Source organism: Citrobacter meridianamericanus (assembly GCF_041320245.1).
Lineage (GTDB): Bacteria > Pseudomonadota > Gammaproteobacteria > Enterobacterales > Enterobacteriaceae > Citrobacter > Citrobacter meridianamericanus.
In genome coordinates this window covers 4,563,563-4,588,203 of sequence record NZ_CP101036.1, presented here as the reverse complement: position 1 = coordinate 4,588,203, position 24,641 = coordinate 4,563,563, and the positions used below count along the sequence as shown (strand labels likewise).

The 24,641-nt window shown below is 51.9% G+C and carries 23 protein-coding genes and 3 tRNA genes; 7 read left to right on the top strand and 19 right to left on the bottom strand.

Annotated elements, in window-relative coordinates; genetic code table 11:
- Positions 1 to 2: 2 nt before the first annotated feature.
- The 3 genes from NMD08_RS22345 to NMD08_RS22335 form a co-directional block, all read right to left on the bottom strand.
- Positions 3 to 197, bottom strand: coding sequence for a YbdD/YjiX family protein (locus NMD08_RS22345; RefSeq protein ID WP_003830038.1), 195 nt, complete (start codon positions 195 to 197; stop codon positions 3 to 5).
- A 50-nt stretch (positions 198 to 247) separates the two neighbouring features.
- Positions 248 to 2,398, bottom strand: coding sequence for a pyruvate/proton symporter BtsT (btsT, locus tag NMD08_RS22340; protein ID WP_151216653.1), 2,151 nt, complete (start codon positions 2,396 to 2,398; stop codon positions 248 to 250).
- Positions 2,399 to 2,687: 289 nt separating this feature from the next.
- A complete protein-coding gene (locus NMD08_RS22335; protein WP_370619077.1) occupies positions 2,688 to 3,230 on the bottom strand; it encodes a hypothetical protein in 543 nt (180 codons plus the stop codon).
- 191 nt (positions 3,231 to 3,421) lie between these two features.
- Here NMD08_RS22335 and tsr point away from each other — a divergent pair, with 191 nt between their 5' ends.
- Entirely contained in the window at positions 3,422 to 5,083 is a 1,662-nt protein-coding gene (tsr, locus tag NMD08_RS22330) for a methyl-accepting chemotaxis protein (RefSeq protein ID WP_187253681.1), read from the top strand.
- On the opposite strand, the gene NMD08_RS22325 is transcribed toward tsr, so the two are convergent.
- The 3 genes from NMD08_RS22325 to NMD08_RS22315 all read right to left on the bottom strand — a co-directional run bounded on the left by NMD08_RS22325 (position 5,080) and on the right by NMD08_RS22315 (position 8,137).
- Positions 5,080 to 5,595 (bottom strand): GNAT family N-acetyltransferase, encoded by a 516-nt coding sequence (locus NMD08_RS22325; protein ID WP_370619075.1) that lies wholly within the window; start codon positions 5,593 to 5,595, stop codon positions 5,080 to 5,082. The two genes, tsr and NMD08_RS22325, sit on opposite strands and share 4 nt — an antisense overlap.
- A 52-nt stretch (positions 5,596 to 5,647) precedes the next feature.
- Entirely contained in the window at positions 5,648 to 7,009 is a 1,362-nt protein-coding gene (locus NMD08_RS22320) for an MFS transporter (protein WP_151216654.1), read from the bottom strand.
- A 213-nt stretch (positions 7,010 to 7,222) separates the two neighbouring features.
- The gene (locus NMD08_RS22315; protein WP_086550806.1) at positions 7,223 to 8,137 is read right to left on the bottom strand and encodes a GntR family transcriptional regulator; all 915 of its coding nucleotides are present in this window, start codon (positions 8,135 to 8,137) and stop codon (positions 7,223 to 7,225) included.
- 137 nt (positions 8,138 to 8,274) lie between these two features.
- Here NMD08_RS22315 and NMD08_RS22310 point away from each other — a divergent pair, with 137 nt between their 5' ends.
- Both NMD08_RS22310 and NMD08_RS22305 read left to right on the top strand, forming a co-directional pair.
- Positions 8,275 to 9,297 (top strand): zinc-binding alcohol dehydrogenase family protein, encoded by a 1,023-nt coding sequence (locus NMD08_RS22310; RefSeq protein ID WP_370619073.1) that lies wholly within the window; start codon positions 8,275 to 8,277, stop codon positions 9,295 to 9,297.
- 13 nt (positions 9,298 to 9,310) lie between these two features.
- Positions 9,311 to 10,756: a tagaturonate reductase gene (locus NMD08_RS22305; protein ID WP_370619071.1), complete on the top strand. Its 1,446-nt coding sequence runs from the start codon at positions 9,311 to 9,313 to the stop codon at positions 10,754 to 10,756.
- Positions 10,757 to 10,798: 42 nt separating this feature from the next.
- On the opposite strand, the gene opgB is transcribed toward NMD08_RS22305, so the two are convergent.
- From opgB to NMD08_RS22275, 6 genes are all read right to left on the bottom strand, one after another.
- The gene (gene opgB, locus NMD08_RS22300) at positions 10,799 to 13,090 is read right to left on the bottom strand and encodes a phosphatidylglycerol--membrane-oligosaccharide glycerophosphotransferase (protein ID WP_187259137.1); all 2,292 of its coding nucleotides are present in this window, start codon (positions 13,088 to 13,090) and stop codon (positions 10,799 to 10,801) included.
- A gap of 229 nt (positions 13,091 to 13,319) precedes the next feature.
- Entirely contained in the window at positions 13,320 to 13,811 is a 492-nt protein-coding gene (locus NMD08_RS22295; RefSeq protein WP_151216658.1) for a DUF2501 domain-containing protein, read from the bottom strand.
- Between the two features lie 69 nt (positions 13,812 to 13,880).
- Positions 13,881 to 14,618 carry a DNA replication protein DnaC gene (gene dnaC / locus NMD08_RS22290; protein WP_061067183.1) on the bottom strand — a complete coding sequence of 246 codons (738 nt, stop codon included), beginning with the start codon at positions 14,616 to 14,618 and terminating at the stop codon, positions 13,881 to 13,883.
- A gap of 2 nt (positions 14,619 to 14,620) precedes the next feature.
- The gene (dnaT, locus tag NMD08_RS22285; RefSeq protein WP_151216660.1) at positions 14,621 to 15,160 is read right to left on the bottom strand and encodes a primosomal protein DnaT; all 540 of its coding nucleotides are present in this window, start codon (positions 15,158 to 15,160) and stop codon (positions 14,621 to 14,623) included.
- A gap of 103 nt (positions 15,161 to 15,263) precedes the next feature.
- Positions 15,264 to 15,737, bottom strand: coding sequence for a threonine/serine exporter (locus NMD08_RS22280; RefSeq protein ID WP_151216661.1), 474 nt, complete (start codon positions 15,735 to 15,737; stop codon positions 15,264 to 15,266).
- The gene (locus NMD08_RS22275; protein ID WP_187253686.1) at positions 15,728 to 16,504 is read right to left on the bottom strand and encodes a threonine/serine exporter ThrE family protein; all 777 of its coding nucleotides are present in this window, start codon (positions 16,502 to 16,504) and stop codon (positions 15,728 to 15,730) included. The genes NMD08_RS22280 and NMD08_RS22275 overlap by 10 nt, the downstream gene beginning before the upstream one ends.
- A gap of 464 nt (positions 16,505 to 16,968) precedes the next feature.
- On the opposite strand from NMD08_RS22275, the gene NMD08_RS22270 reads away from it, so the two are divergent.
- Positions 16,969 to 17,694: a response regulator transcription factor gene (locus tag NMD08_RS22270; RefSeq protein WP_151216662.1), complete on the top strand. Its 726-nt coding sequence runs from the start codon at positions 16,969 to 16,971 to the stop codon at positions 17,692 to 17,694.
- Positions 17,655 to 18,332 carry a DNA-binding transcriptional activator BglJ gene (gene bglJ / locus NMD08_RS22265; protein ID WP_151216663.1) on the top strand — a complete coding sequence of 226 codons (678 nt, stop codon included), beginning with the start codon at positions 17,655 to 17,657 and terminating at the stop codon, positions 18,330 to 18,332. The genes NMD08_RS22270 and bglJ overlap by 40 nt, the downstream gene beginning before the upstream one ends.
- Before the next feature lie 44 nt (positions 18,333 to 18,376).
- On the opposite strand, the gene NMD08_RS22260 is transcribed toward bglJ, so the two are convergent.
- A complete protein-coding gene (locus tag NMD08_RS22260) occupies positions 18,377 to 18,835 on the bottom strand; it encodes a YbaK/EbsC family protein (RefSeq protein WP_151216664.1) in 459 nt (152 codons plus the stop codon).
- A 365-nt stretch (positions 18,836 to 19,200) separates the two neighbouring features.
- Between NMD08_RS22260 and NMD08_RS22255 the strand changes: the two genes are divergently transcribed.
- Entirely contained in the window at positions 19,201 to 20,544 is a 1,344-nt protein-coding gene (locus tag NMD08_RS22255; RefSeq protein ID WP_151216665.1) for a PTS sugar transporter subunit IIC, read from the top strand.
- A 29-nt stretch (positions 20,545 to 20,573) separates the two neighbouring features.
- Here the strand turns inward: NMD08_RS22255 and fhuF are convergent, their stop codons facing one another.
- A complete protein-coding gene (gene fhuF / locus NMD08_RS22250) occupies positions 20,574 to 21,362 on the bottom strand; it encodes a siderophore-iron reductase FhuF (RefSeq protein ID WP_151216666.1) in 789 nt (262 codons plus the stop codon).
- 108 nt (positions 21,363 to 21,470) lie between these two features.
- Complete coding sequence (locus NMD08_RS22245) at positions 21,471 to 22,547, bottom strand: diguanylate cyclase (RefSeq protein WP_151216667.1); 1,077 nt, start codon at positions 22,545 to 22,547, stop codon at positions 21,471 to 21,473.
- Positions 22,548 to 22,802: 255 nt separating this feature from the next.
- On the opposite strand from NMD08_RS22245, the gene NMD08_RS22240 reads away from it, so the two are divergent.
- Entirely contained in the window at positions 22,803 to 23,039 is a 237-nt protein-coding gene (locus NMD08_RS22240; protein WP_151216668.1) for a DUF1435 domain-containing protein, read from the top strand.
- A 39-nt stretch (positions 23,040 to 23,078) separates the two neighbouring features.
- Here NMD08_RS22240 and NMD08_RS22235 read toward each other — a convergent pair.
- The 4 genes from NMD08_RS22235 to rsmC form a co-directional block, all read right to left on the bottom strand.
- Positions 23,079 to 23,164, bottom strand: a tRNA-Leu gene (locus NMD08_RS22235).
- Between the two features lie 31 nt (positions 23,165 to 23,195).
- A tRNA-Leu gene (locus tag NMD08_RS22230) sits at positions 23,196 to 23,279 on the bottom strand.
- 28 nt (positions 23,280 to 23,307) lie between these two features.
- Positions 23,308 to 23,394, bottom strand: a tRNA-Leu gene (locus NMD08_RS22225).
- A 139-nt stretch (positions 23,395 to 23,533) separates the two neighbouring features.
- Positions 23,534 to 24,565, bottom strand: a complete 1,032-nt coding sequence (gene rsmC, locus NMD08_RS22220; protein WP_370619069.1) for a 16S rRNA (guanine(1207)-N(2))-methyltransferase RsmC — start codon at positions 24,563 to 24,565, stop codon at positions 23,534 to 23,536.
- Positions 24,566 to 24,641: the final 76 nt, after the last annotated feature.

Sequence of the window (24,641 nt, the reverse complement as noted above, 5' to 3'; positions counted from 1 at the left end):
TTCTAACAGCAACTGCTTCCGCCGCTACCGTAGCGGGCTTCCTGGCGCTCGCGGAAGAATTCTTCGTAGGTCATGTACGGCTTATCGGGATGGTTGGTCTTCATGTGCTCGACGTAGTTGTCGTAGTCCGGGATACCAATCAGCATCTTCGCCGCCTGACCGAGATATTTTTTAGCTTGCCCTAAAGTACCAAACATAAACAATCCTGATAAGCGAAAAGCCCCGCCGGAGCGGGGCTGATTACATCTTAGTGGTGTGAAGAGGTCTTCACGCCGCCTTCCGGCACCGGTACATACGGTGTCTCTTTATCAGAGCGACCGTTGATGGTGCGGGCTTTCTGCCAGGTACGGAACCCGTAGAAAATGATGCTGTACACCACCACCAGGAACAGAATACTTAAGCCCGCGTTGGTGTAGTTGTTGATGACGATATGGTTCATGTTGGCAATCTGCTGAGCGGTCAGTTCGCCGCCGTTAGCAATCTTCTCTTTGTACTGATTCGCCATGAAGAAGAAGCCTTCCATCTGCGGGTTGGTGCTGAACAGTTTCAGACCCAGCGCCCAGGTGGTGCAGATCAGCAGCCATACTGCCGGAACCACGGTAACCCAGATATATTTGGTACGCTGCATTTTAACCAGCACCACGGTGCCCAGAACCAGGGCCACGGCAGCCAGCATCTGGTTAGAGATACCGAACAGCGGCCACAGGCTCTTCACGCCGCCCAGCGGGTCAACCACGCCTTGATACAGCAGGTAACCCCACAGGCCTACGCAGCCCGCAGTACCAATGATACCCGCAACCAGAGAGTCGGTTTTCTTCAGGAACGGAACGAAGTTACCCAGTAAATCCTGCAGCATAAAGCGGCCAGAACGGGTACCCGCATCCAGTGCAGTCAGGATGAACAGCGCTTCGAACAGAATACCGAAGTGGTACCAGAAGCCCATGTCAGCCATCGGCAGCACTTTGTGGAACACGTGAGCGATACCCACAGCCAGCGTCGGTGCGCCACCTGCGCGGTTCAGAACGGACGGTTCACCGATGTCTTTCGCGGTTTGCAGGATCTGCTCAGGCGAAATCACGAAGCCCCAGGAGCTGACGGTTGCCGCCGCGTGTGCGGTGACGTCTTTCAACTGCGCCATAATCAGCGGCGCGTTCTCGCCACCCATTTCATGCAGGTTCGGCATGGTGATGCCAAGACCCGCAGGCGGGGTGTTCATTGCGAAGTACAGACCCGGTTCGATAATGGACGCAGCAACCAGCGCCATAATCGCCACGAAGGATTCCATCAGCATCGCGCCGTAACCAATGAAACGCGCGTCGGTTTCACAAGCCAGCAGCTTCGGTGTAGTACCGGAGGCGATCAGCGCATGGAAGCCAGATACCGCACCACACGCGATGGTGATGAACAGGAACGGGAACAGAGCGCCTTTCCACAGCGGGCCAGTACCATCAACGTACTGGGTCATTGCCGGCATTTTCAGTTCCGGGTTGAGGATAACAATCCCCACCGCCAGACCAACGATAACGCCGATTTTCAGGAAGGTAGCCAGATAGTCGCGCGGAGCGAGGATCAGCCATACCGGCAGCAGCGCAGAGATAAACGCGTAGCCGATCAGGGTAAAGGTAATAGTGGTGTCTTTAAAGGTCAGGGCCGGGCCCCAGAATGGGTCGTGCGCAATCACGCCGCCGAAGTAGATGGAGGCAACCAGCAGCACAATACCAATCACCGACACTTCACCCACACGTCCTGGTCGCAGGAATCGCATGTAGATACCCATGAACAGTGCGATAGGTACGGTTGAGCAGACGGTGAACACACCCCACGGGCTTTCCGCCAGCGCTTTTACCACGATCAGCGCCAGTACTGCGAGGATGATGATCATGATTAAGAAGCAACCGAACAGCGCAATGGTTCCCGGCACCGGGCCCATCTCTTCTTTGATCATCTCACCCAGAGATGCGCCGTTACGGCGAGAAGAGATAAACAGCACCATGAAGTCTTGCACCGCACCGGCCAGCACGACGCCCGCCAGCAGCCACAGCGTACCAGGCAGGTAGCCCATCTGCGCAGCCAGTACCGGTCCAACCAGCGGACCGGCACCTGCGATAGCGGCAAAGTGGTGACCAAACAATACGTTACGGTTGGTTGGAACGTAGTTCAGACCATCATTATTGATGACCGCCGGCGTGGCGCGCGTCGGGTCAAGTTTCATCACCTTTTGGGCGATGTACAAACTGTAGTAACGATAAGCCACCAGATAAACAGAAACTGAGGCGACCACGATCCACAGGGCACTGATGTGCTCACCCCGACGTAATGCCACTACCGAGAGGCAGAATGCACCGATGATTCCGAGAATCACCCAGGGTATGTGCTTGAATATCTTTTTCGTATCCATAGTAAAACCTGGTATCTAATTAATAATTGGCCGAAGCCGCGTGGGTTTGATCTTGTGTTTGAGGAGGTAAATTGACTGCTATGTTGGGTGGATCTTGCCAGATAATTACGCGCGTAAAGTAAGGTAAATAAGTGAGCGGTTATATGTCAGCTTAAGCGGTCCCAAGTGTCAGCGAGCGGTAAGCTGTTGGGATTAATGGAGGGTTTTTTGTGATTGAGATCACGGCATTATAGTGTCCGCTTGCTGATATGCCATGTTTTTCCACTGACAGAGCATTTCATTGAGAGACTCAGATTAAGATATAACAATAAGGCGTTTGTTCGATGTCTCTGAGCAACACATGTTTCTTACGTGATTTAGTCAGGTAATATTTTTCATCCAAATAGTAGTCAATAAGTTCATTGAGGCGCTCTTTATCTATCCGGGGCGTTACTCCCAGCGTCCAGAAGCTACGCAGCGCTAATTCCGAACGTTTGATTTTGGCGCTTTTAACCAAATCAGCAATCATATTTCTGACGCAGCTTGTCGGATCCTGGTTCTGCTTGAGTTCAAGTGCAATGTAGCTGTCCAGCGTCCAGCCTTTTTTCCGCAACAAAAAATCTGCACGTACAGACAATCGCTGTGGATTTTTTCGCAGATCGCAAGCGAGGGTTTGTTCACGCCACCATTCATGACCCGTCGAAGCCAACAGATTAGCGAATTCTATCTGCATCCAGACTTCCCAACCGGAGATGTTGTACTGATCAATGATATTGAGCTTTTGGCGAATATCTTCGCGTTCAAAAAAGTGGTGCGCGAGGGTGGATAGGTGATCAAAATCGCGATTTAACATAGAGGCATCCTTTCCTTAAAAAACGGGAATCCTACACCTAAGGCGCAACGGAACGACTAATTTTTTACGTAATTTGTCATAGGGAACGGTATTTAATGCGAAAACGATAATTCTGTGGCAATTGCTGACACCATAAAGTTTTCTCTTTCCAGGCCGAAAACCAGAGTATCTGTCTAGCGGAAAGAGAAAACATGTTAAAACGAATGAAGATTGTTACCAGCTTACTGCTGGTATTGGCGCTGTTTGGCCTTTTACAGCTCGCCTCGGGCGGCCTGTTCTTTAACTCACTTAAGAATGACAAAGAGAACTTTACCGTTCTGCAAACCATTCGCCAGCAACAGTCTGCGCTGAACGCCACCTGGGTTGAGCTGCTGCAAACGCGTAATACTTTGAACCGGGCGGGTATTCGCTACATGATGGATCAGAGCAATATTGGCAGCGGTGCGACCGTTGCTGAGCTGATGCAAGTAGCCAGCACCGCGCTGAAACTGACGGAAAAAAACTGGGCGCTTTACGAGTCGCTGCCACGCGATCCGCGCCAAAGCGAAGCTGCATTCCAGGAAATCAACCGCACTTACGACATCTATCATGGTGCGTTGGCGGAACTGATCCAGTTACTGGGTGACGGGAAGATCAACGCGTTCTTCGATCAACCGACTCAGAGCTATCAGGATGGTTTTGAGAAAGCCTATATCAACTATATGCAGCAGAACGATCGTCTGTATGACATCGCAGTGGCTGATAACAACAGTTCTTACAGCCAGGCGATGTGGGTGCTGGTCTGCGTGCTGATTACTGTACTGGCGGCAATCATTGCGGTCTGGTTTGGTATCAAACTGACCCTTATTTCCCCAATGAACCGTCTGATCGACAGCATTCGCCATATCGCCAGCGGCGACCTGGTGAAGCGCATTGACGTGGAAGGTTCCAACGAGATTGGACAGTTGGCGGAAAGCCTGCGCCATATGCAGGGTGAGCTGATGAACACCGTGGGGGATGTGCGTAATGGTGCCAACGCGATTTACAGCGGTGCCAGCGAGATTGCCATGGGCAATAATGATCTCTCCTCGCGTACCGAACAGCAGGCGGCTTCTCTTGAGGAAACCGCAGCCAGCATGGAACAGCTGACGGCAACCGTGAAGCAGAACGCCGAAAACGCGCGCCAGGCCAGCCATCTGGCGCTGAGTGCTTCGGAAACCGCGCAGAAAGGCGGCAAAGTGGTGGATAACGTCGTGCAAACTATGCGTGACATCGCTTCCAGTTCGCAGAAAATCGCCGACATTATTAGCGTCATCGACGGCATTGCTTTCCAAACTAACATTCTGGCGCTCAACGCCGCGGTAGAAGCCGCGCGTGCGGGTGAACAGGGGCGTGGTTTTGCGGTGGTTGCGGGTGAAGTTCGTAATCTGGCCCAGCGTAGTGCGCAGGCCGCGCGCGAGATCAAGAGCCTGATTGAAGACTCGGTCAGCCGCGTAGATGTCGGTTCAACGCTGGTTGAAAGCGCCGGTGAAACCATGGATGAGATTGTCAATGCAGTGACCCGCGTGACCGATATTATGGGTGAAATCGCCTCCGCTTCTGACGAGCAGAGCCGCGGGATCGACCAGGTCGGTCTGGCTGTTGCCGAGATGGATCGTGTCACGCAGCAGAACGCCTCGTTGGTGGAAGAATCCGCCGCCGCCGCCGCCGCGCTGGAAGAACAGGCCAGCCGTCTGACTCAGGCCGTTGCCGTGTTCCGTATTCAGCATGACCAGCAACGCGCACGTGACGTTGCCGCTGCCAAGCCGGTGTCAACGGTCCAGCCGCGTAAAGCTGCGGTAACGGATGCCGGGGATAACTGGGAAACGTTCTAAGTAAGCATCAGGCGCATGGCGCAGCGTGATTCATACGCCAGGCCATGCGCCGCTTCCTCTTCTCTTTTCTGGCGCAGTAATACAGGAAGCGTCTCATCAGCCAGTAGCTCAAAACCCAGTCGCGCGTACAATGGCGCATTCCACGGCACATCGCGGAAGGTGGTCAGCGTGAGCGACGTATAACCTTTCGCACGCGCCTGCCCGGCAACATAGCTAAGCAATCTGCGGCCAATGCCTTTTCCCTGCCACGCCTGATGCAGCGACAGTTCCGCAATAAACAGCGATGAATCCAGTTCTTCGGCGACTAAAAAACCGACCGGATGCTCATCGGCCTGCGCCAGCCAGCTCAAGCCAGCGGCAGCAAATGCGCGATGCCGGGCAGCCGGCATAATCTGGTCGTCAGCAATCCATGCCAGTTCCGGGATGTGTAAAAAACGTTGCCCCGCCGATCGTTCGATCGCGGGAAGCGCAGCGGTGTCTGCCAGCGTGGTGGAACGTAAGATGATGTTCATTTGTCGAGCATAACATGCCCGATAAGCGCGGTGTTATCGGGCATCGTGAGGATTAATCTTTACGCGGATCGCTGATGGGCTGGCGCACCAGGAAGATGTAGGCGAGAGCGCCCACCATGGTGACGCAGCCGCAGATGATCAGCGCCAGACGGAAAGAGTTGGTGGTATCAACAATAAATCCGGTGACGATCGGTGCGAATGACGCGCAGATGAAGCTGGCGAAGTTCTGGATACTGCCCACGGAGGCGGTCATGCGTGAAGCCACCGCCACGTGGATCAGACCCCAGCAGGATGTTCCGGCGAAGTGGATACAGAACAGCGCCATGCCGATCAGTAACACCGCAGCCATTGACGTTGTGGCCTGTGGTACGACGAAGGTGAAGGCCGCAGAACAGAACATCCCGGCGATAATACAAATCTTACGGCTCTTAATCGGCGCCATACCGCCTTTCACCAGCCAGTCGGTGACAAAACCATTAATCAGCATGCCGGCTGCACCAAACAGGAACGGGATCGCCGCCATTAATCCAGTGCTTTTTAAATCCAGATTGTAGGAGGTTTGCAGGTAGCCCGGCAGCCAGGCCAGATATAACCATGCGGTGTAGTTGATGCCGCTAAAGCCCAGCATCATGCCCCACATGGTACGGTTGCGGAACAGGCTACGCCATTCGGCAAAGCTCAGGGGATCGCGGCGGGCATTGACGCTGCCAGCGTTCAGGTAAGCCTGTTCAGTGGCGCTCAGCGCAATCTGCTCACGGTTGCGATACAGCATGTACCAGCCGATGGCGAGGAAAATGCCCAGCACGCCGATGGTAATAAACATCCAGCGCCAGCCCATCACCAGCATCATGGCAGCCAGAATCGGCGGGCTAATGGCTACACCGATGGTGGAAGCGGCGTTGAATAATCCCATCGGGCGGCCGCGCTCTTTGATGTTAAACCAGTCGTTGATGACCTTTACGCCGCACGGGTTCATTGGCGCTTCGCCGATCCCCATCCCGATACGCACCAGCACAAACTGAGTGAAGCTGTGTACCATGCCGGACATCGCCTGAAACAGCGACCAGAAGAACATCCCCAGTCCGAGCATAATGCGCGGACCTTTGCGATCCAGAAGTGGGCCGCAGGGGAGCTGGGCAATACCGTAAGCGAGCGAAAATACCGACAGCAGCACGCCGATTTGCGTGGCGCTCAACCCCAGCTCTTCACGAATCGTTAAGTTAGCAACCGACAGAGAACTGCGGTCGAGATAATTAATTACCGCAGCAAAAAATAATAAAATCATTGCCGTGGTCTGAATGCGTTTTATTCGGCTACTGCGTTGCACCATGCCTTCAGAAGGAACATTTATATCCGCAGATGACGACGTGCCAAACGAAGAACTCGGGTCGAGGGTAATATTATTTTTTTCCACGCCGGACTCCTGAACCTCAATAATTTATTATTCACACAGCCGGGCTGTGCAGTATTGAAAAAATACCAGTGATGAAAAAATTTACTCATCACCGCTCACAAAAGTTTTTAATGCAGTCGACTTAGCGTGAGCATAGGCAAGAGGTATTTTTCCGGCGTTTTTATTTTTATAAAATCGTGCTCCCGGTAATAGTTTGCTGTTTTTTATCGGTACTTAATGTGCGGCGCGATGACTTTGGTTGATGGAACGAATCATCGATTGTTTAGCTGAATTCAAATGGTTACATAGCGCCAGCGTGGCATCCAGGTCGCTGCGGCAAATCAGCGCGCTGAGGATGGTCATATGCTCATCGATGGCAATGATGTTGCGTTGTTTGAGGTCGCTCTCATCCCACTGATAGTGGAAGTGGAAAATCACGGAGATGATTTCAAGTGATTGATTAAAAAATATATTGTCGGCAGCGGAGAGCAGTAAAGCATGAAACTCACGGTCTAACTGCGAGAACATACGAAAGCTGCTGCCGATGCTGTCGCGCAGGATCCGGTGGCGCTCAAGCAGCGTTTTCGCCTGCAGCCAGCGTGGGTCATCGTCGGGCAGATTGAGAAAATGCTGCAGGGAATGGGTTTCCAGCATTTCTCTGAGTTCAAACAGTTGTTCCGCATAGGCCTGATCGAACTGCTTCATGCTCCACTGACCGCGTTTTTCGTTTTTAATCAGGTTGTAACGTTCGAATTTTAAAAGATATTCCCGTACCACTACCGGGCTTACCCCCGCGGCTCTGGCAAGCTGCAGTTCGGAAAAACTCTCGCCCGCGCGCAGCTGGCGCTGGTTGATCATAGTGAAAAAAGCCTGCTCAAAAATCCGGTTTTGCTCGGTCATGGAGGCGGTGGTGCAGGCAAAACCGTCATCATGGTCAGGTTTACGCACGATGACATAGTGGCTACCGACCTGGGTTAGCACCCCGCACTCGCCTAGGTGGCTCAGCATATGGCGCACGGTAGTGCGGCTGATGTTGTACATCTCCGCCAGCGCACTTTGCGAAGGAAGTGGGGAAGGGATATGACCCCGCGCCATATCATCGATTATCTGGTTAATCACATTGTGGCGTAAGTTTTGTGAACGGCTCATGGCTTCTCCTTTTTGCCTATTAAAACCCGATTTAAAACATTTTTATGCGCTGGAATTCACAGATTGTGTTTCTGTTTTCTCCGGCTTTTTTATTTTCGTTGATATCTGAGGCAACAGAAAAACAGGAGAGCAGAATCATGTCTACGATGAATACCTTGATTTGCCAGGAGCCTAAAAAATTAGTCTGGAAAGAGCGCGAAATACCTATTCCGGGTGAGGGCGAAGCATTAATAAAAATTAAATCGGTAGGGATTTGTGGTACCGATATTCATGCCTGGGGCGGCAACCAACCTTTTTTCAGTTACCCACGAGTGTTAGGTCATGAAATATGTGGGGAAATTGTTGGGCTGGGAAAAAATATACAGAATCTGAAAAATGGGCAGCAGGTGGCGGTTATTCCTTACGTGGCCTGCCAGCAGTGTCCGGCATGCCTGAGCGGGCGTACCAACTGCTGCGAGAAGATTTCAGTGATCGGCGTGCATCAGGATGGCGGTTTCAGTGAATATCTGTCCGTTCCGGTGACCAACTTACTGGACGCGCAGGGGATTGACCCGCAGGCGGCGGCGCTGATTGAGCCTTACGCCATCAGCGCGCATGCGGTACGTCGGGCGGCGGTGGCGCCAGGTGAGCAGGTGCTGGTGGTTGGCGCCGGTCCGATTGGTCTGGGCGCTGCGGCGATTGCCAAAGCCGATGGCGCACAGGTGGTGGTCGCCGATACCAGTCCGGCACGCAGAGAGCATGTGGTTTCCCGCCTGGGGCTCCCGGTTATCGATCCGTCCGCTGACGATTTTGATGTGCAGCTGCGTGATCAGTTTGGCGGTTCGCTGGCGCAAAAGGTGATTGATGCCACGGGGAATCAGCATGCGATGAACAATACGGTGAATTTGATTCGCCATGGCGGCAGCATCGTTTTTGTTGGGTTGTTCAAAGGTGATTTGCAGTTATCTGACCCTGAATTCCACAAGAAAGAAACCACCATGATGGGCAGTCGCAACGCCACACCGGAAGATTTCGCCAAAGTCGGCCGCCTGATGTCGGAAGGCAAATTGACCGCCGACATGATGCTCACGCACCGTTACGCCTTTGCCACACTGGCAGAAATCTACGAGCGGGATGTGATCAACAACCGTGAACTGATTAAAGGCGTGATTACGTTCTGAGAGGGAAAACAGGATGAATACATTGAATCGACGTGATTTTGCGGGGGCCAGCTACCCAACGCGCGTGATCCAGTTTGGAGAAGGTAACTTTCTGCGGGCGTTTGTCGACTGGCAACTGGATATTCTCAACGAATACACCGATTTGAACGCGGGCGTGACCATTGTTAGGCCAATTAATACCAATTTCCCGCCGTCGCTGAATACCCAGGACGGGCTGTATACCACGCTTATTCGCGGGCTAAACGAGCAGGGTGAGACGGTGAGCGAGGCGCGGCTTATCCGGTCGGTGAATAACGAAATCAATCCGTATGAGGACTTCGCGGCGTATCTGGCGCTGGCGCACAATGCGGATATCCGCTTTGTGTTTTCGAATACCACCGAAGCCGGAATAAGCTATCACCCGGCAGACCGCGTGGATGATGCGCCGCCGGTGAGCTTTCCAGCCAAACTGACGCGCCTGCTGCTCGAGCGCTTTAATCAGTTTGCCGGGGCGGCGGATAAGGGCTGGGTAATTATCCCGTGTGAGCTTATCGACTATAACGGTGAGGCGCTCAAATCCCTGGTGCTGCGGTATGCGCAGGAGTGGCATCTTCCTCCGGCGTTTGCCGACTGGGTGGAGACGGCAAACACGTTCTGTTCCACGCTGGTCGACCGCATTGTCACCGGCTACCCGCGAGAAGAAGCCGCCGCGCTGGAAGCTGCGCTTGGCTATCACGATGCGTTTCTCGATACCGCGGAGCATTTTTACCTGTTTGTGATCCAGGGGCCGCAGTGGCTGGCAGAGGAGCTGAAGCTGGCGCAGTGTCCGCTGAATATCCGTGTAGTGAGCGATATCAAACCGTACAAAGAGCGCAAGGTCGCCATTCTCAATGGCGCGCATACGGCGCTGGTACCTGTAGCATGGCTGTGCGGGCTGGAGACCGTCGGCGAGGCGATGCAGGATGCCGATGTCCGCCGTTTTGTTGAACAGGCGATTAGCGAGGAAATTATACCGGTATTGGATCTTCCGGCGGATGAACTGCGTGAGTTTGCCAGCGCGGTGAACGGGCGTTTTCGAAACCCCTACATTCGTCACCAGTTGCTTTCCATTGCGCTTAACGGGATGACCAAATTCCGCACCCGAATTTTGCCGCAACTGCTGGCGGGTGAGAAAAATGGGCGTTGGCCCGTGCGGTTAACGTTTGCCTTTGCTGCGCTGCTGGCGTTTTATCGCGCAGAGCGTAACGGGGAACGCTATCCGATCCAGGATGACGAGCAGTGGGTCAGTCTGTATGCCAGCCTGTGGCCGCGAGTTGGCAGTGATTTAACGCTGCGTGAGCTGGTCGATGCCGTGCTCGGAGATGCGGCGCACTGGGGAGATGATTTGACGTTGTTGCCTGGGCTTGCCGGACAGGTAACGGCCAACCTGGAGATGATTCTGGCGCAGGGGATGCGCCAGGCAGTGAAAAGTCTGGAATAAGGTTGCCATGCAGCGCCCGGTGTAGTGTTGGGCGCTGTTTTTTTACCCCTGAGCAGCCACTACTTTGATTTCAACCATCCCGATCCCCAGCTTTCGCGGCGAGTGGCCGAGAATATTGCCCTCGTTGGTGGCAACCGGATCGGGCGGGACAATCACCAGCGTATCGGCATCCGCCGGGTTTTCAAAATGTAAGGTGGTGGTGGTGACATCGTGGCCTAACACCAGCGTCTGTTCCTCGTTGCCAACACGCACGGGAATAGGGCGATTAGCGTTGTCGCCGAAAGCTTTCGCGGTGATGACCAGATCGAATTTCTTCGGCAGCGGGGCCTTGTATTCGATGGTTACCTCTTTGCTGAGCTGCGCATTGGACCAGCGCCCCCAGGATTCGGGTCGTGATATACCGCTAAACTGTTTCACCTCTTCCGGTGCGCCCGCCACGTTGAAGACGAAACTATCGGCTTTGTAACGGATGTCGTTATCGACAATTTTCAGCGTATCGACGTTACCTTTGTAGCGCTCTATGTCGATCACCGTGTCTTTAAATACGGTTTTACTTTTCCATTTGGCTTTGTCGACGTGCTGCACAATTTGCTGCCCACCTAACTGACCCTGTGAAACGCACCAGTCGGTAGAGAGCGCCAGCTCCGGCGCCCACAGCTGCGCCATTTTGTAGCAGCGATCGACCCAGACAAAGTTATCGCGCGGGGCAAAATCAGCCAGTTGGAAGCGCAGCGGGGCAGAGTATTCGCTTTCCGGTAGCGGCTCGACGCGTTTGTCCGATACCCGCAAAAGCAGCGGCAGGCGGAAATGGCTGCCGGAGAAAGAGATCATGTTTTTGTCCTGGTCGACGGTGAACTCTTTCATCTCTTTCGGGAAATTCCACAGGCGAATGATATCGGGTTTCCACGCCAGCATTTTTTCTTTGATGTTCATGAACACTTCCGATACGGATTCGCTCGACAGGCTGCTGCGGCCAAGGCCGATAAAGTTATCGCCGCCGAGAATATCCAGTACCGTTGCCCCGTTATCCATGGTATTACGCTTCACCGCCAGCGTATCCTGCTGCGGCTGGTCGCCGCGCAGCACGAAGAACAGGTTGTTGCGATCCTGCTTGTTCAGGTACTTCCATGCAGTGTTGTTCATCGCCAGATGATCAGAAGACACTACGATCACGGTGTCTTTAAACCACGGAGAGGCTTTAATTTTATTGATAAATTCAGCGATATTTTCCTGACTGCAGCTGACTGCGCTGAACGACTGGTTGGCCTTCCCGTCGATGTCATAACGTTTACGGTTACAGCTACGTGAGATAAATCCATCCGGATGATGGGTATCCACAGTCAGGGTAAACAGTGAAAAGCGCTGGCCCGAGCGCGAAAGTTCTTCGAATTTTTTCCACGCTTCGTCCAGCACGGTGTCGTCGTAGAAACCCCAGTCGTTACGATAGGCCGGATCCGCCACCACGCTTTTTAACTCTTCCGCGCCGTACAGATGGTCAAAGCCGTGAGATTTCAGGAACACGTCTTTGCCGGCAAAACGCAGGTTGGCACCCTGCACGAAGTAATTCTGATAGCCGGAGTTTTTCAGGATATCGCCCAGACAGATATTGTTGGGGAAGAAGCTGGAGACCGACGCCGAGGCGTTGCCTTCAAACGGCGCAAACAGCGGAATACCGCACTGGGAGGCGACCATCCCGGCGATAGTGTAATCGGTACCCGGCAGCTGCATGGTATTGCTGAAATCCAGACCTTCGTTTTGCAACGCGCCGAGTTCCGGGGTCAGATCCGGGAAGGCATCGTTGTTAAAATAGGTGCGCTCAAGACTTTCGCCGTAGATATAAACCAGGTTCAGCTTCGGATTGGGAATGGTTTTCGACGGCTCTTTATAATACGTCGCGAAATCCGGATCGCCATCGCGCGATTGCGACTTAACCAGCTCGGTTATCTGGTGAAACGCCGGGCTGGCGTCGACGGAAGCCAGTGCCAGCAGCAGGGCCAGCAGACTGTAACCCACATGATGCGGGTGATGGCGACGGCGGCGCAGGATCCAGCCGAGCGCGACAAAAACGGTCGTCAGCACCAGCGCGATGCCGACGCCCGGCAAAATATATTTTCCAATCCCCGCGCCGGTCAGGCTGTTGGTCAACGTGTACAGAACCGCGTCATTGATCCCGTCACCGGTGAAATAGTCACTGGCGTACAGCGTGATATTCAGGACAATAAAAATCCCCAGCACCGTTAACGTGGCAGCAAACCACCAGGTGTTGCGACCCGCTTTCCAGGCGTAAATCAGCACTGAAGCGAGAAACAGAGTAATGGAGATTAATTCTGACAACGGTCGATCCTCAGTAAACCAGGCACATGCCTTGCAGGCTAATCATTCGGGGAAAGCACAATGTAATAGCGATGTAACATTGCTGCAATTGTAGTGACATTAAATTACGTTGTTATTCAGAATTGGTTTAGATATGCGTATTTTTTGCGGGGAAAAACTAGTTATTTGATACGTGAATGTTTTGGCGTAAGGAATGATGCCGCGCAGGCTGTACGCGGCAATTCAGGCATCAGGAAATGAAGTTCATCCCCTGTTTTAACACCAGATCGCAGGCTTTGGTTTTTACCTGCTTCGCCAGAGAGCTGTTACCGATGGTATTCAGGTCCAACTGTTGACCATCTTTGGCGTTGAGCAGACCCTGAATACCGTCCATATAGTTGGTGTCTTGTTTTTGCTCAGGCGCGCTGAGGCCCAGTTTATCCAGCACCTGGTTTTTGACGTTTTGCGTGTCGGTGACCGAGGCCAGTTTCTGTTTCGCGCAATATTCCAGGATCCCGGCGGCATTATTCATGCTGCTGGAAGTCAGCGACTGATTGCTGCCATTCAGCAGGCTGGTCAGGGAAGAGAGCGACGAGCTGCTCTGCGAGCCTGAACTTTGTTTGCTCAGTTCGCTGGCCGCGCTGGAGAGCGAATCCTGCCAGGAGGCGGCAAAAACGCTGGTGGAGATAAGCGTGCTGGCGGCAAGCGCACAGCACAGCAGACGTTGGTGTGTTTTCATCATGATAAGCAACTCGTGTTATGCCTTTCAGCGCAGTATAGCGCTGGCTGTCTTAAGAGTGGTCCTAATACGTTAATACTCTTTACCGGTTACGCGACTACGGTAGCTTTCCCAGTTAAAGATGACCCACAGGCTGTTGCCAAGGCGCATACGGTCCATTACGCGCTCACCCAGCAGTTTGTTCATTTCATCCATATTACTGTTAGTCAACATACCGGTCGGGCGTTTTGAAGACGAGCGGCGATCGACGATCTGGTTGATGATCACTTTTTCGTAGCGGGATTCAGTTTGCATGCCGATCTCATCGATCACCAACAGATCCACGTTGCTCAGATCGTTAAGCAACTGTTCTTCGCTGGTTTCACGATTACTGAAGGTTTCTTTCATCGCCGACATAATATCGGCGACGGTAATGATCAGTACCGACTTGCCGCGCAGCAGCAGTTCGTTGCAGATGGCAGCGGCCAGATGGTTTTTGCCCGTGCCGGGCTTGCCGGAGAAAATAAAGCTGGCGATGTTGCCGTCAAACTCTTCAACGTACTGGCGGGCTTTGCTCAACGCATTCATCTGACCTTCGCACTCCACCCGATAGTTATCGAACGAACAGTTCTGATGCAGCGGACGGATACCGGAACGGTTGAAAGTGCGCTGCATTTTCATGGCCCGGTTTTCACGGGCCAGCGCGGCGGCGCGAATTTCACCTTGCTCTTTTTGCCATGCCAGCAGTTCTTCGCCCGTTTTAAATGCGGGCTCGACATTAGGCGGCATCATTTTTTGCAGACGTTTCATCAGGTCGCCAACGTTTTTCATCGTTATCCTCTAAAACCCGGTGGAATATGGCTGTCAGGCTCGCTGACATTGTTCACATCGCGCTTCGGCATTCCGCCATTGCTGGCCCGGCCAATCTGGATGCTGCGCGCCAGTTTTTGCTGCCACTGAATATGGTGAAAGACTTTGCCTTCGGCCTGCCAGTACGCGACGAATGAGGCCAGTTCCTCGGCGGTGACGGGTTCTCTTAGCGCCACGCCCCACAGGGCAGCCTGGCGCTGAAAGTCGGCATCGGGCTGCCAGTCAGCGTACATCGCAAATTTCCCCATTGGCACCGCAACGGGGACGGCCTGCGGCTCTTCATAAAATTGTGCATCCAGCGTCACATCGCTTCCCGGGCGTGACAGCCTCTCTTCAAGCGCCAACAACTCAGCCAGTCGTGCAGGCGTCACCGCGTAAAACGCTGGCGCGTTATTGGCAAATACGGCTACGGCGCCGCCCGTTGATTTGGCCAGCACTGCGTGGTGATCGTGTAGTAAGGCGTCAATGCTAGTGACGTCCGGCGTCAAAATTTTGCAGGGCATAATGTTTCTCAATACTGAACAACAACCGAGAAGGGAACTGCTTTTATAGTAACACAGAAGAGAGAGAGCAGCAGATGAGGGGAGATTCCCCTCTGTGGCGTGCTTAAACGCGCGGGCGTTTGCGATACAGCCATAATCCCGGTACGGACAGGCCGATGGAGAGCGCGCCGACAATCGATGAGGCTTTCAGGAAATTGGTTAACAAGGTGATCATCAACGCTTCGCTGTAGCCAAAATGGCCGATTTTTACCGCCGAGATCATCGCGGTGTAGGCGGAGATCCCTGGAAACATGGGGATCACCGCCGCGACGGTGAAGACTTTTGGATGCGCCAGATACCAACGTGACCACTGGATCCCAATGCAGCCGACCAGTAGCGAGGCCATAAAGGTCGACCATTCAATATTAAGTCCTGCGCTCATCATCACCATGCGTGAACCATGTCCGAGTGCGCCGAGTAACGCGCACCAGGGTAGCGCCCGATGCGGTACGTTAAAGACCATAGCAAAGCCAAGCGCCGGGATCGCCGCCAGGATCATGTCTTGCATCAGCGCCAAAATGAAATCGATCACGCCCATCCGCGTAGCCCCCATAAGGTCATCGACATGACCACGCCAATGCAGGTTGCCAGTGTCAGTAGGCTGGCAATAGCCCAGCGGGCGAGTCCAGTATTAATGTGTCCTTTAAACATATCCGCGACGGAGTTGATCAACGGAAACCCCGGAACCAGCAGCAGCACGCTGGCGGCCATGGCGATGTTTGGGGTGTGGTTAAACGTCGGCAACGTCAGCAGCAGACCTGAAATCGTTGTCGCCACAAAAGCCGTGATGCAGAAGTTAATTTGTGGGTGTAAATGCCGGGACGCCAGAATCTGGCGGATATACATCGCCACCATACTGGCGAAAAAGGTGATCACCGCGCCATCCCATCCGCCGTTATTGAGTTTACAAAAGCAGGCGCAGGATAAACCGACCATCAAGGCGACCAACCATCTTGGATAGCGCAGCGGCTTAATTTGGCTAAAGCGCTTCTCTACGCCTTTAACATCCAGCAGTTTGTGTTCCGCCAAAATTACGATGTGCTGCACTTCCGTGACGACGTGCATGTTAATCCCGCGATCCTGATTTTTTCGCGTTGATGTCAGACACTGCCCGTCTTGAATGGTAGTCAGGACGATAGCGTTAGAAGAGATGGCGCTTTCTACACTGTCCATGCCAAGTGCCAGTCCAAGCCGGGTGGATAGCTCGTCAACCAGCGCGCTTTCTGCCCCATGCTGAAGTAAAAAAAGACCGCATTGAATACACAACCGTGTAACTGTCCGCTGTGACGACTGCTCTGTTTGCATGGCTCGCTCTGGCTGAAAAGGATCTCATGGAGTGATGAATGTTTACTTTTATCATGAAGCATGAGCTTGTTGGCTCTGCTAAGATCAATTTTTGTGTTGAAAAAAGACGCAGGCCGCGTGCCTGAGCCATTTGAACATCTCATCAGCTTATCAATAAAGAAGTCTCTCACCGAAATGTAACGTTATTCATCCAGATAGCAAATACATAAGCCAAGCTAACGATCTATTGTAGTACTTTTAATTGTACAGATAATATTTTTATAGGTAATTGTGTAATAATGGTTCGATAGATTGACGCTATTTGGATTATAGCGCCAAAGTGTCTGTTTAATTAAATCATAAAGCCAAGGATAAACAATTCACCCCGTTTATTGTTCGGAGTATTTTCCTGTGGATTAATTTTATTAATTCATCAAGGAATTTTGAATAAGTGCGATTACGGACTGGTGAGTGGTGGAGGGGATATGTTGCCAGGACGCTGCAAAAACGCAATTATTATTAGTAAATTACCTATTATACAAACTGGGTTAAAAGGTGTAATGCAGGCACAGTTTGCCGATTACGAGCTGACCTACTGCCGCTCCGTCGAAGAACTGACTTTGCTGCAGCTGCGTTGTGCCAATCTGGTTATTGCTGATTTAACCGGAGACTGTAATCATCCTCGTTCAGTCTGCGAACAATATTATTCTTTATTATCCCAATACCGTGATATCCACTGGGTATTTCTTGTATCTCGTCATTTTTATCCTCTGGCCATTGAACTGCTAATGTGCCCTGTTAGTTCGCTGTTATCTGACGCCGAACCGATTGAAAGTTTAGTAAATGTCATCCACGCGGGGAATACCCGTGCGGAGAGAATCAGCAAGGCGTTGCTCTCTCCGCCAGCTATACCGCAATTAATGGATAACAACGTGCGGTCAATTGTTCTCACCCTTTCTGAAAGGAAAGTGTTGCGGCTCTTAGGGAAAGGATGGGGAATTAACCAGATTGCGACGTTGCTAAAGAAAAGCAATAAAACAATCAGCGCTCAAAAGAACAGTGCTATGCGTCGTTTGTCGATTCATAGTAACGCAGAAATGTACGCCTGGATAAACAGTTCTCAAGGATCGCGAGAACTGAATTTACCTTCAGTCTATGGAGAAACCACGGAATGGAAAGCAGAAACATCAAAAGAAACGTCGCGCTGGTAGAGAAGTGCGCAATGAGTAGTGTCGGTATTAAGAGTTTGTTTAATACCATGTCGGATGACCAATACAAACTTCATATCTTTTCGAGCCAACCTGCATTTAGTCAGGCAATGTTAAAAACGTCGTTTTCGGCGGTTATTTTTTCCCTCTCTGCAATCAGAACTGACCGCAGGGCCGGTTTAGCTTATATGATGGAACTGGCGGAAAAATTTCCGCGTATTCGCCGGGTGGTAATTGTTGATGATGACGTAGAGGCGCGATTAATCGGCTCTTTGTCGCCCTTGCCGTTAGATGGGGTAGTGAGCAAATCGTCTTCGTTAACGGTGCTGCAGGATGCGCTATTCACGGCATTGAATGCTCCCTGTCGGGGATCCGAAGGTGCAAAAAACCATTGGTATATCAATCAAAGCCGTATGCTCAGTCCAACAGAACGAGAAATACTGCGCTTTATGTCGAATGGTTATTCAATGCCGCAGATTGCCGTTCAGTTGGAACGAAATATTAAAACCATCCGGGCACATAAATTTAATGTGATGTCCAAACTGGGTGTGAGCTCAGATGCCGGACTGCTCGATGCTGCAGATATTCTGTTGTATCTGCGCGCAGGTGAGTCTGCACCATTTCTACAGACGGCTTCTTAACTCGTTACGTGCTGGGGTGAACAACCGGCACGGGCCGTATAACTTTACTGACAGACATCCACCCAGGTGGCTGAAGTTAGTTGAGCCATTCTTTCAGGCGTGATGCGAACCGCGCTGTGGATGGCCCCTGCAGCGGGCAGCACTTCTGCATAGTGTTTCAGGGAGACATCGCAGTATACCGAAATCGGCGTTTCCAGCCCGAAAGGACATACGCCGCCAACGGGATGACCTGTCGCATTCACTACTTCATCGCTACTCAGCATACGGGCTTTGGCGCCAAAGGTACTTTTAAGCTTTTTGTTATCCAGTCGGGCATCACCTTTGGCGACTACCAGAATAATGTCGTTCTTCACCTTTAGTGAAAGTGTTTTCGCAATCTGGCCTGGTTCGACGTTATGGGCTTTTGCTGCCAACTCGACGGTGGCTGTGCTCTGATCTAATTCGATAATCTCAATATCTGGCGCATGTTGCGCTAAAAATTGGCGTACTGATTGCAAACTCATTCTTCTCTCCAAATAGCCTACAGGCAGCTCCGTACAGCAAAAAACCGCATGGCGTAATTTGTCATAGGGTAAACCTCGCTGTAAATATTTAAATGTAACAATACGGCAACATTGGTAGTTTTTCGATCGTCTTCACAATCAAAGAAACCGGTTACAGTAACCGGTTGCAGAATGCTGAAATGGCGATTAATACTGATGTTGTCACTTCCTCTGTATCACATAATAAGAGCCATCTATGAAACTTAACTCAAAAAGCGGTAAGGCTGGTTTTTCTCCTGGCACGGTTGCGAATAGTAGGAATGGGTTTTACGTGGTGGTGTTGAAACCAGCACGGTTGCAGGGGTTAGCACAACGGGAGAACGGCAATGTCTACTAACCATGCGGTATTTAATGCGATTTTCCGCTTTGTTGAAAATTACGTCAGCCCCGTCGCGGGGCGTATTTCTTCACAGCGTCATGTCATGGCAATTCGTGACGGTTTTATCTCGGCGATGCCTTTTATGATTGTAGGCTCGTTTCTGTTGGTTTTCGCCTACCCGCCTTTTTCTCCGGATACCACCTGGGGATTTGCCCGTGCATGGCTGGATTTGGCTAAACAGTTTGAAGGGCAGATACTTACACCGTTTGATATGACGATGGGGATTATGTCGGTCTACATATGTGCTGCTATTGCTTATAACCTGGGCAAGCACTATGTGAAGTCACATCAGTTAGATCCGTTTATGTGCGCGATGTTGTCGATCATGGCATTTCTGTTGATTGCTGCGCCAAAAACTAAAGGCACGATGCCAGTTGATAGCCTGGGCGGTACGGGGATTTTCACCGCCATCCTGGTGGCTATTTACTGCGTTGAAATGATGCGTTTTCTGAAGGCGCATAACATCGGCATTCGTTTGCCCGATCAAGTGCCGCCGATGATCAAAAACTCCTTCGATCTGCTGATCCCGGTGCTGGTGGTGGTGCTGACGCTATACCCGCTGAGCCTGGTCATACAGTCACAGTTTGACATGTTGATCCCGCAGGCCATCATGGCCATCTTTAAACCACTGGTATCCGCCGCCGATTCTCTGCCGGCGATACTGCTGGCAGTACTGATCGGCCATCTGCTGTGGTTTGCCGGTATTCACGGCGCCGCGATTGTGTCGGGAATGCTGCAAATGTTCTGGCTCACCAATCTCGGGATGAACCAGTCGGCGCTGGCTCAGGGTACACCTTTACCACATATCTTTATGGAAGCGTTCTGGACGTTCTTTATCGTGGTTGGCGGTTCCGGCGCGACGATGGGGCTGGTAATTTGCTATCTGCGCAGTCGTTCGGCCCATCTACGCTCGATTGGGCGGTTGAGTGTGGTCCCCAGCATTTTTAATATTAATGAACCGGTGATTTTCGGTACGCCGATTGTCATGAATCCGGTGTTCTTTATTCCCTTCCTTCTGGCCCCAATGGTGAACGCCGTGCTGGCCTGGGCGGCGATGAAACTGGATTTAATTGGGCGGGTGATTTCAGTGGTTCCCTGGACCGCACCGGCACCCGTTGGCGCGGCATGGGCGTTAGGTTGGGATTATCGTGCGGCGCTCCTGGTTGTCCTGCTGGCGCTGGTGTCGGCTGTTATCTACTTCCCGTTCTTTAAGGTTTACGAAAAGCAGCTATTAGCGCAAGAAAATGAAGAAGCACAGCGTATAGAAGAGGAAAATCAGCAGGTTGCATAAAGTGTAGGTGGGGGGCTACGGCTCCTCGCTTACTTCAGCGTGCAGTCGCCGCATTGCTGAACATCGGGCAGACGATAGCGCTGGCAGCAGGTTCTGCGTACTAACAGTCCCTCGCGTAGAACAACGGTACGCCATAAAGGGTTATCCTGGCCGCAGGGGAGTTGTTTCTCAAAAAAGCAGGTCTGACGCAGCGTGTTCAGCAATTCTTCACCTAACAACGGCTTCATTTCCGTTAAGTACCAGTGAATTAAGTACCCCGTGTTGCTCCAGATAAGCTTCGCGTTGATCTCGCCTGTCGCTTCCAGTGCCTGCACAACCGGCGTTAGCGCTGAGAGAATCAGCGTTTCCATACGCTGTTGGGGAGACTGAGCCGTGGCCTGATGATCCTGATGCACGTCGATCCAGAAACAGGCTGCACGACCCGATTCGTGAAACTCTACGTGCATATGTTCTGGCGAGACGTCGATAGCCTCTTTTTGCGTCAGCAGGGCCACCATCAGTGGAGGCATCATCAGACCGATATACCACTGCGCCCAGAGAGAAATCAGCGGCTTATTTTCGCGGGGCAGCATGGGCTGATTGCGATAAATATGGTCTGAATAAACCGCGAGCAATGAACTTAGCGTCGTTGGTTGCGTCCATTCATGCAGCGTCATTGCTCCTGGCACTGGCGTTTCGTCCAGACGAATGAAATCCAGCAGGTGTTCTCGGGTTTTGGCTATCGTTGCGCGGACGGCAACAGCCAGCGAGGGCATCTTTGCAGGGAGATGACTACGCCAGATGACATCTTCAACGATCGGAGCGGAACGATAAGCCATGTTGATATAAGGATGTTAATCTAAATGATAATGATTTCTAATCCTATAATTGACACTGAACGATGGCAAGATCTTTGTCGCCATCCGGAGCGGTATCGCACAGATCGCTCAGGCAGAAGGGCAGTTTACCCTTAGCTCATCGCTGACCAGCGTGCTGTTGCGTCCAAGGTGCTTGGCTTCATAAAGCGCTTTATCCGCTTGAGCAATCGCGGCTTCAATATCCTGCTCAACCAGAGGCGCAATGCCGATACTGATAGTTACGTTGGTTGCCACGCTCTCATTAAACATGTGGGGAATTTTAAGGTCGTACACTTTCTGGCGAATGCGCTCGGCGGCAGCCTGAGCCTGTTGGGGATCGACCGCGGTCAGCAAAACCATAAACTCTTCGCCGCCAAAGCGCGCCACCACGTCCCGGGAACGCACGGAGTCACGAATCGCGGCCGAGACGCGGATTAGCGCCTGATCGCCCATCATATGACCGTAATGGTCGTTATAGGCTTTGAAATGGTCGATATCCAGCAGCAGGACGTAGTGCTTCGAGTTGCTCAGGGCCAATAGTGTATCGAGTCTGTGTTGCAGCCCCCGGCGATTGTACAAACCGGTTAGCGGGTCGAGCATGCTGAGACCGTTCAGGGTTTCCCGTTCTTCCAGTAGTTTGTGCATCAGTTGCTGGGCGAAGCCGTCGTAGCGCTTTTGTATCACATGCTGGATGGCGATCCCGGCCATGGGCAACGCCATAAAATAGAAAATTCGCAAACCATGCTCGCTGCCGTTCAGCCATAAACAGACGGCGACGGAAGGCAATGAGTGAAGCGTAAACGCGATGATATTATTGGCAAAAGCGATAGATCCAATAAACAAAACGCTGAGAAGCGCGATTAACAGAAAATAATAATCATTATGGCCTAGCGCGTTATATTTCAGGAAAATATGTAATGCCCAAAGCAAGCCAAAAACGATTGAAATAAAAGGAAGATTAATTCTTTTATCCGCATATTTGCCATGCCATGCCAGTAACAAAGTACTCATCACAAGTATCAGCAAAGCCGGTGCTGACAAAGCTTTGACGGCAAACAGGGGGAAAAAAAGCGTAAACAGCGCGGAGACTGCATTGAGTAACAGGAACAGTCGTAAAGAAAGTTGGTATTTTTTGGTGCGCAGAGTTCGCCAGGATTGTACTGTCATAGGTAAATATTGTTAGTTATCTGCAATGTACGAAGGTGAGTTGGTAAATAAAACAAATAACGAACGGGGTTTCATTCGCAGAGGTTTTTATTGTTTTTAGTTGAAAAGCTAACCGGCGAGCAATTTATCACCTTAAATTATTGATGTCATCAATCGTTAAGTAAAACTCATATAATTGATAGTGCCACATAGCTGACAAATGAGAAAATTTATCATATGATATTGGTTATCATTATCAGTGTGATAGGTGGTACCATGTTGCAACGTACGCTGGGCAGTGGTTGGGGTGTTCTGCTGCCAGGAATGCTTATTGCCGGGATGGCATTTAGTGACCTGTCGGTCTACGTATGGAAGGCGATGATTGTATTAGGATTACTACTGACTTCACTCATGTTATACCATGAGCGTTTACGGCACTTTGTTTTATTACCGTCATGCGCAGCACTGATCGGCGGCATTGTTCTGGTAATGATGAACTGGAATCAGGGATGAACAAAACAGGGAAGAAAATTGAGAAGGAAATAAGATAATTGGTGCGAGGGGGGGGACTCGAACCCCCACATCCTAAGGACACTAACACCTGAAGCTAGCGCGTCTACCAATTCCGCCACCTTCGCACAGTCATCTTATTTTTTGATATCGCCTCGTTGGTGCGAGGGGGGACTCGAACCCCCACATCCTAAGGACACTAACACCTGAAGCTAGCGCGTCTACCAATTCCGCCACCTTCGCCCAGTGCGAGCAATATCAACGTGGATTATGGTGCGAGGGGGGGGACTTGAACCCCCACGTCCGAAAGGACACTAACACCTGAAGCTAGCGCGTCTACCAATTCCGCCACCTTCGCATACCATCGACACTCAAAAAGTATCGTTACCACGGAGGCGCATTCTAGTTGTTTTCAACTTTTCGTCAATAGTTAATTGTACAGGCTGGGTCGATTGATGCAAAAACGGCCACGTGAATGACCGTTCGCTGCGAGACAATTACGCTTTTTTCGCCTGACGCGTCATGACGGTGCGATAGACCTTAAAGCGCCCGGTCTGCGCGATAACTTCGTGGAAGCCAAACACTTCATCCAGTACTTTCGGATAAGGCAGGAAGGCGTTGGCTACAATACGCAGTTCGCCACCGCTGTTGAGGTGACGCACCGCGCCTCGAATCAGCGTTTGCGCGGCATCCAGGCTGGTCTGCATGCCGTCGTGGAACGGCGGGTTGGAGATGATCATATCAAAGCGACCCGTCACGTCAGAAAAGACGTTACTGGCGATAACGTCACCTTCAATACCGTTGGTGGCAAGCGTTGCGCGGCTGGCTTCAACAGCGGCTGCGCTAACATCGCACAGGGTTAAGCGCACTTTTGGCGAGTGGCTGGCAAGTGCGACGGAGAGAACACCCGCGCCACAACCGACATCCAAAACTTTGCCTTTAGTGTGCGGCGTCAGCGTAGAGAGTAGCAGTTGGCTGCCAACATCCAGGCCGTCACGGCTGAATACGCCCGGCAGCGTTTTAATGATCAGATTGTCGGTCTGGTATTCGTCCCAGTATTTTTCAGCATCAAAGACCGGTTGCTTTTCCAGACGACCGTGGTACAGGCCACAGCGACGTGCGCTGTCGACTTTGTTTAGCGGTGCGTATTCGGCCAACATCTGCTCGGCGCTACGCACGCCGCTGCGGTTTTCACCAACAACAAAAATATCGCTGCCCACCGGTAACAGCGACAGAAGGTTCATCAACTGGAACTGAGCCTCAGGTTTATTCTTCGGCCAGTAGTAGATCAGCGTATCGCTATCGCCGACGTCATCGGCTTGAGCGACGAGGCTGAAGCGGACGTTGTCGCCCATCTGGCGGTGAAGCACCTGCCAGTGGTGAAGCTGCTGAGTGTGCGCACGGCTGGCGGCGCTTTCAAAATGAGCAGGCAGGTCATCCTGCAAATCACCGGCAAACAGAATACGGCTTTGTTCGAAATCATCACTGTGGCGCAGCAAGACTTCACTTGCCGGGGTAAAAGCAGACATGGAGTGCTCCTTAAATTGTACAGCGGGGGATTATAGTTGTTTGATGGCACGGATTCGACAAATTTGCTATATTTGC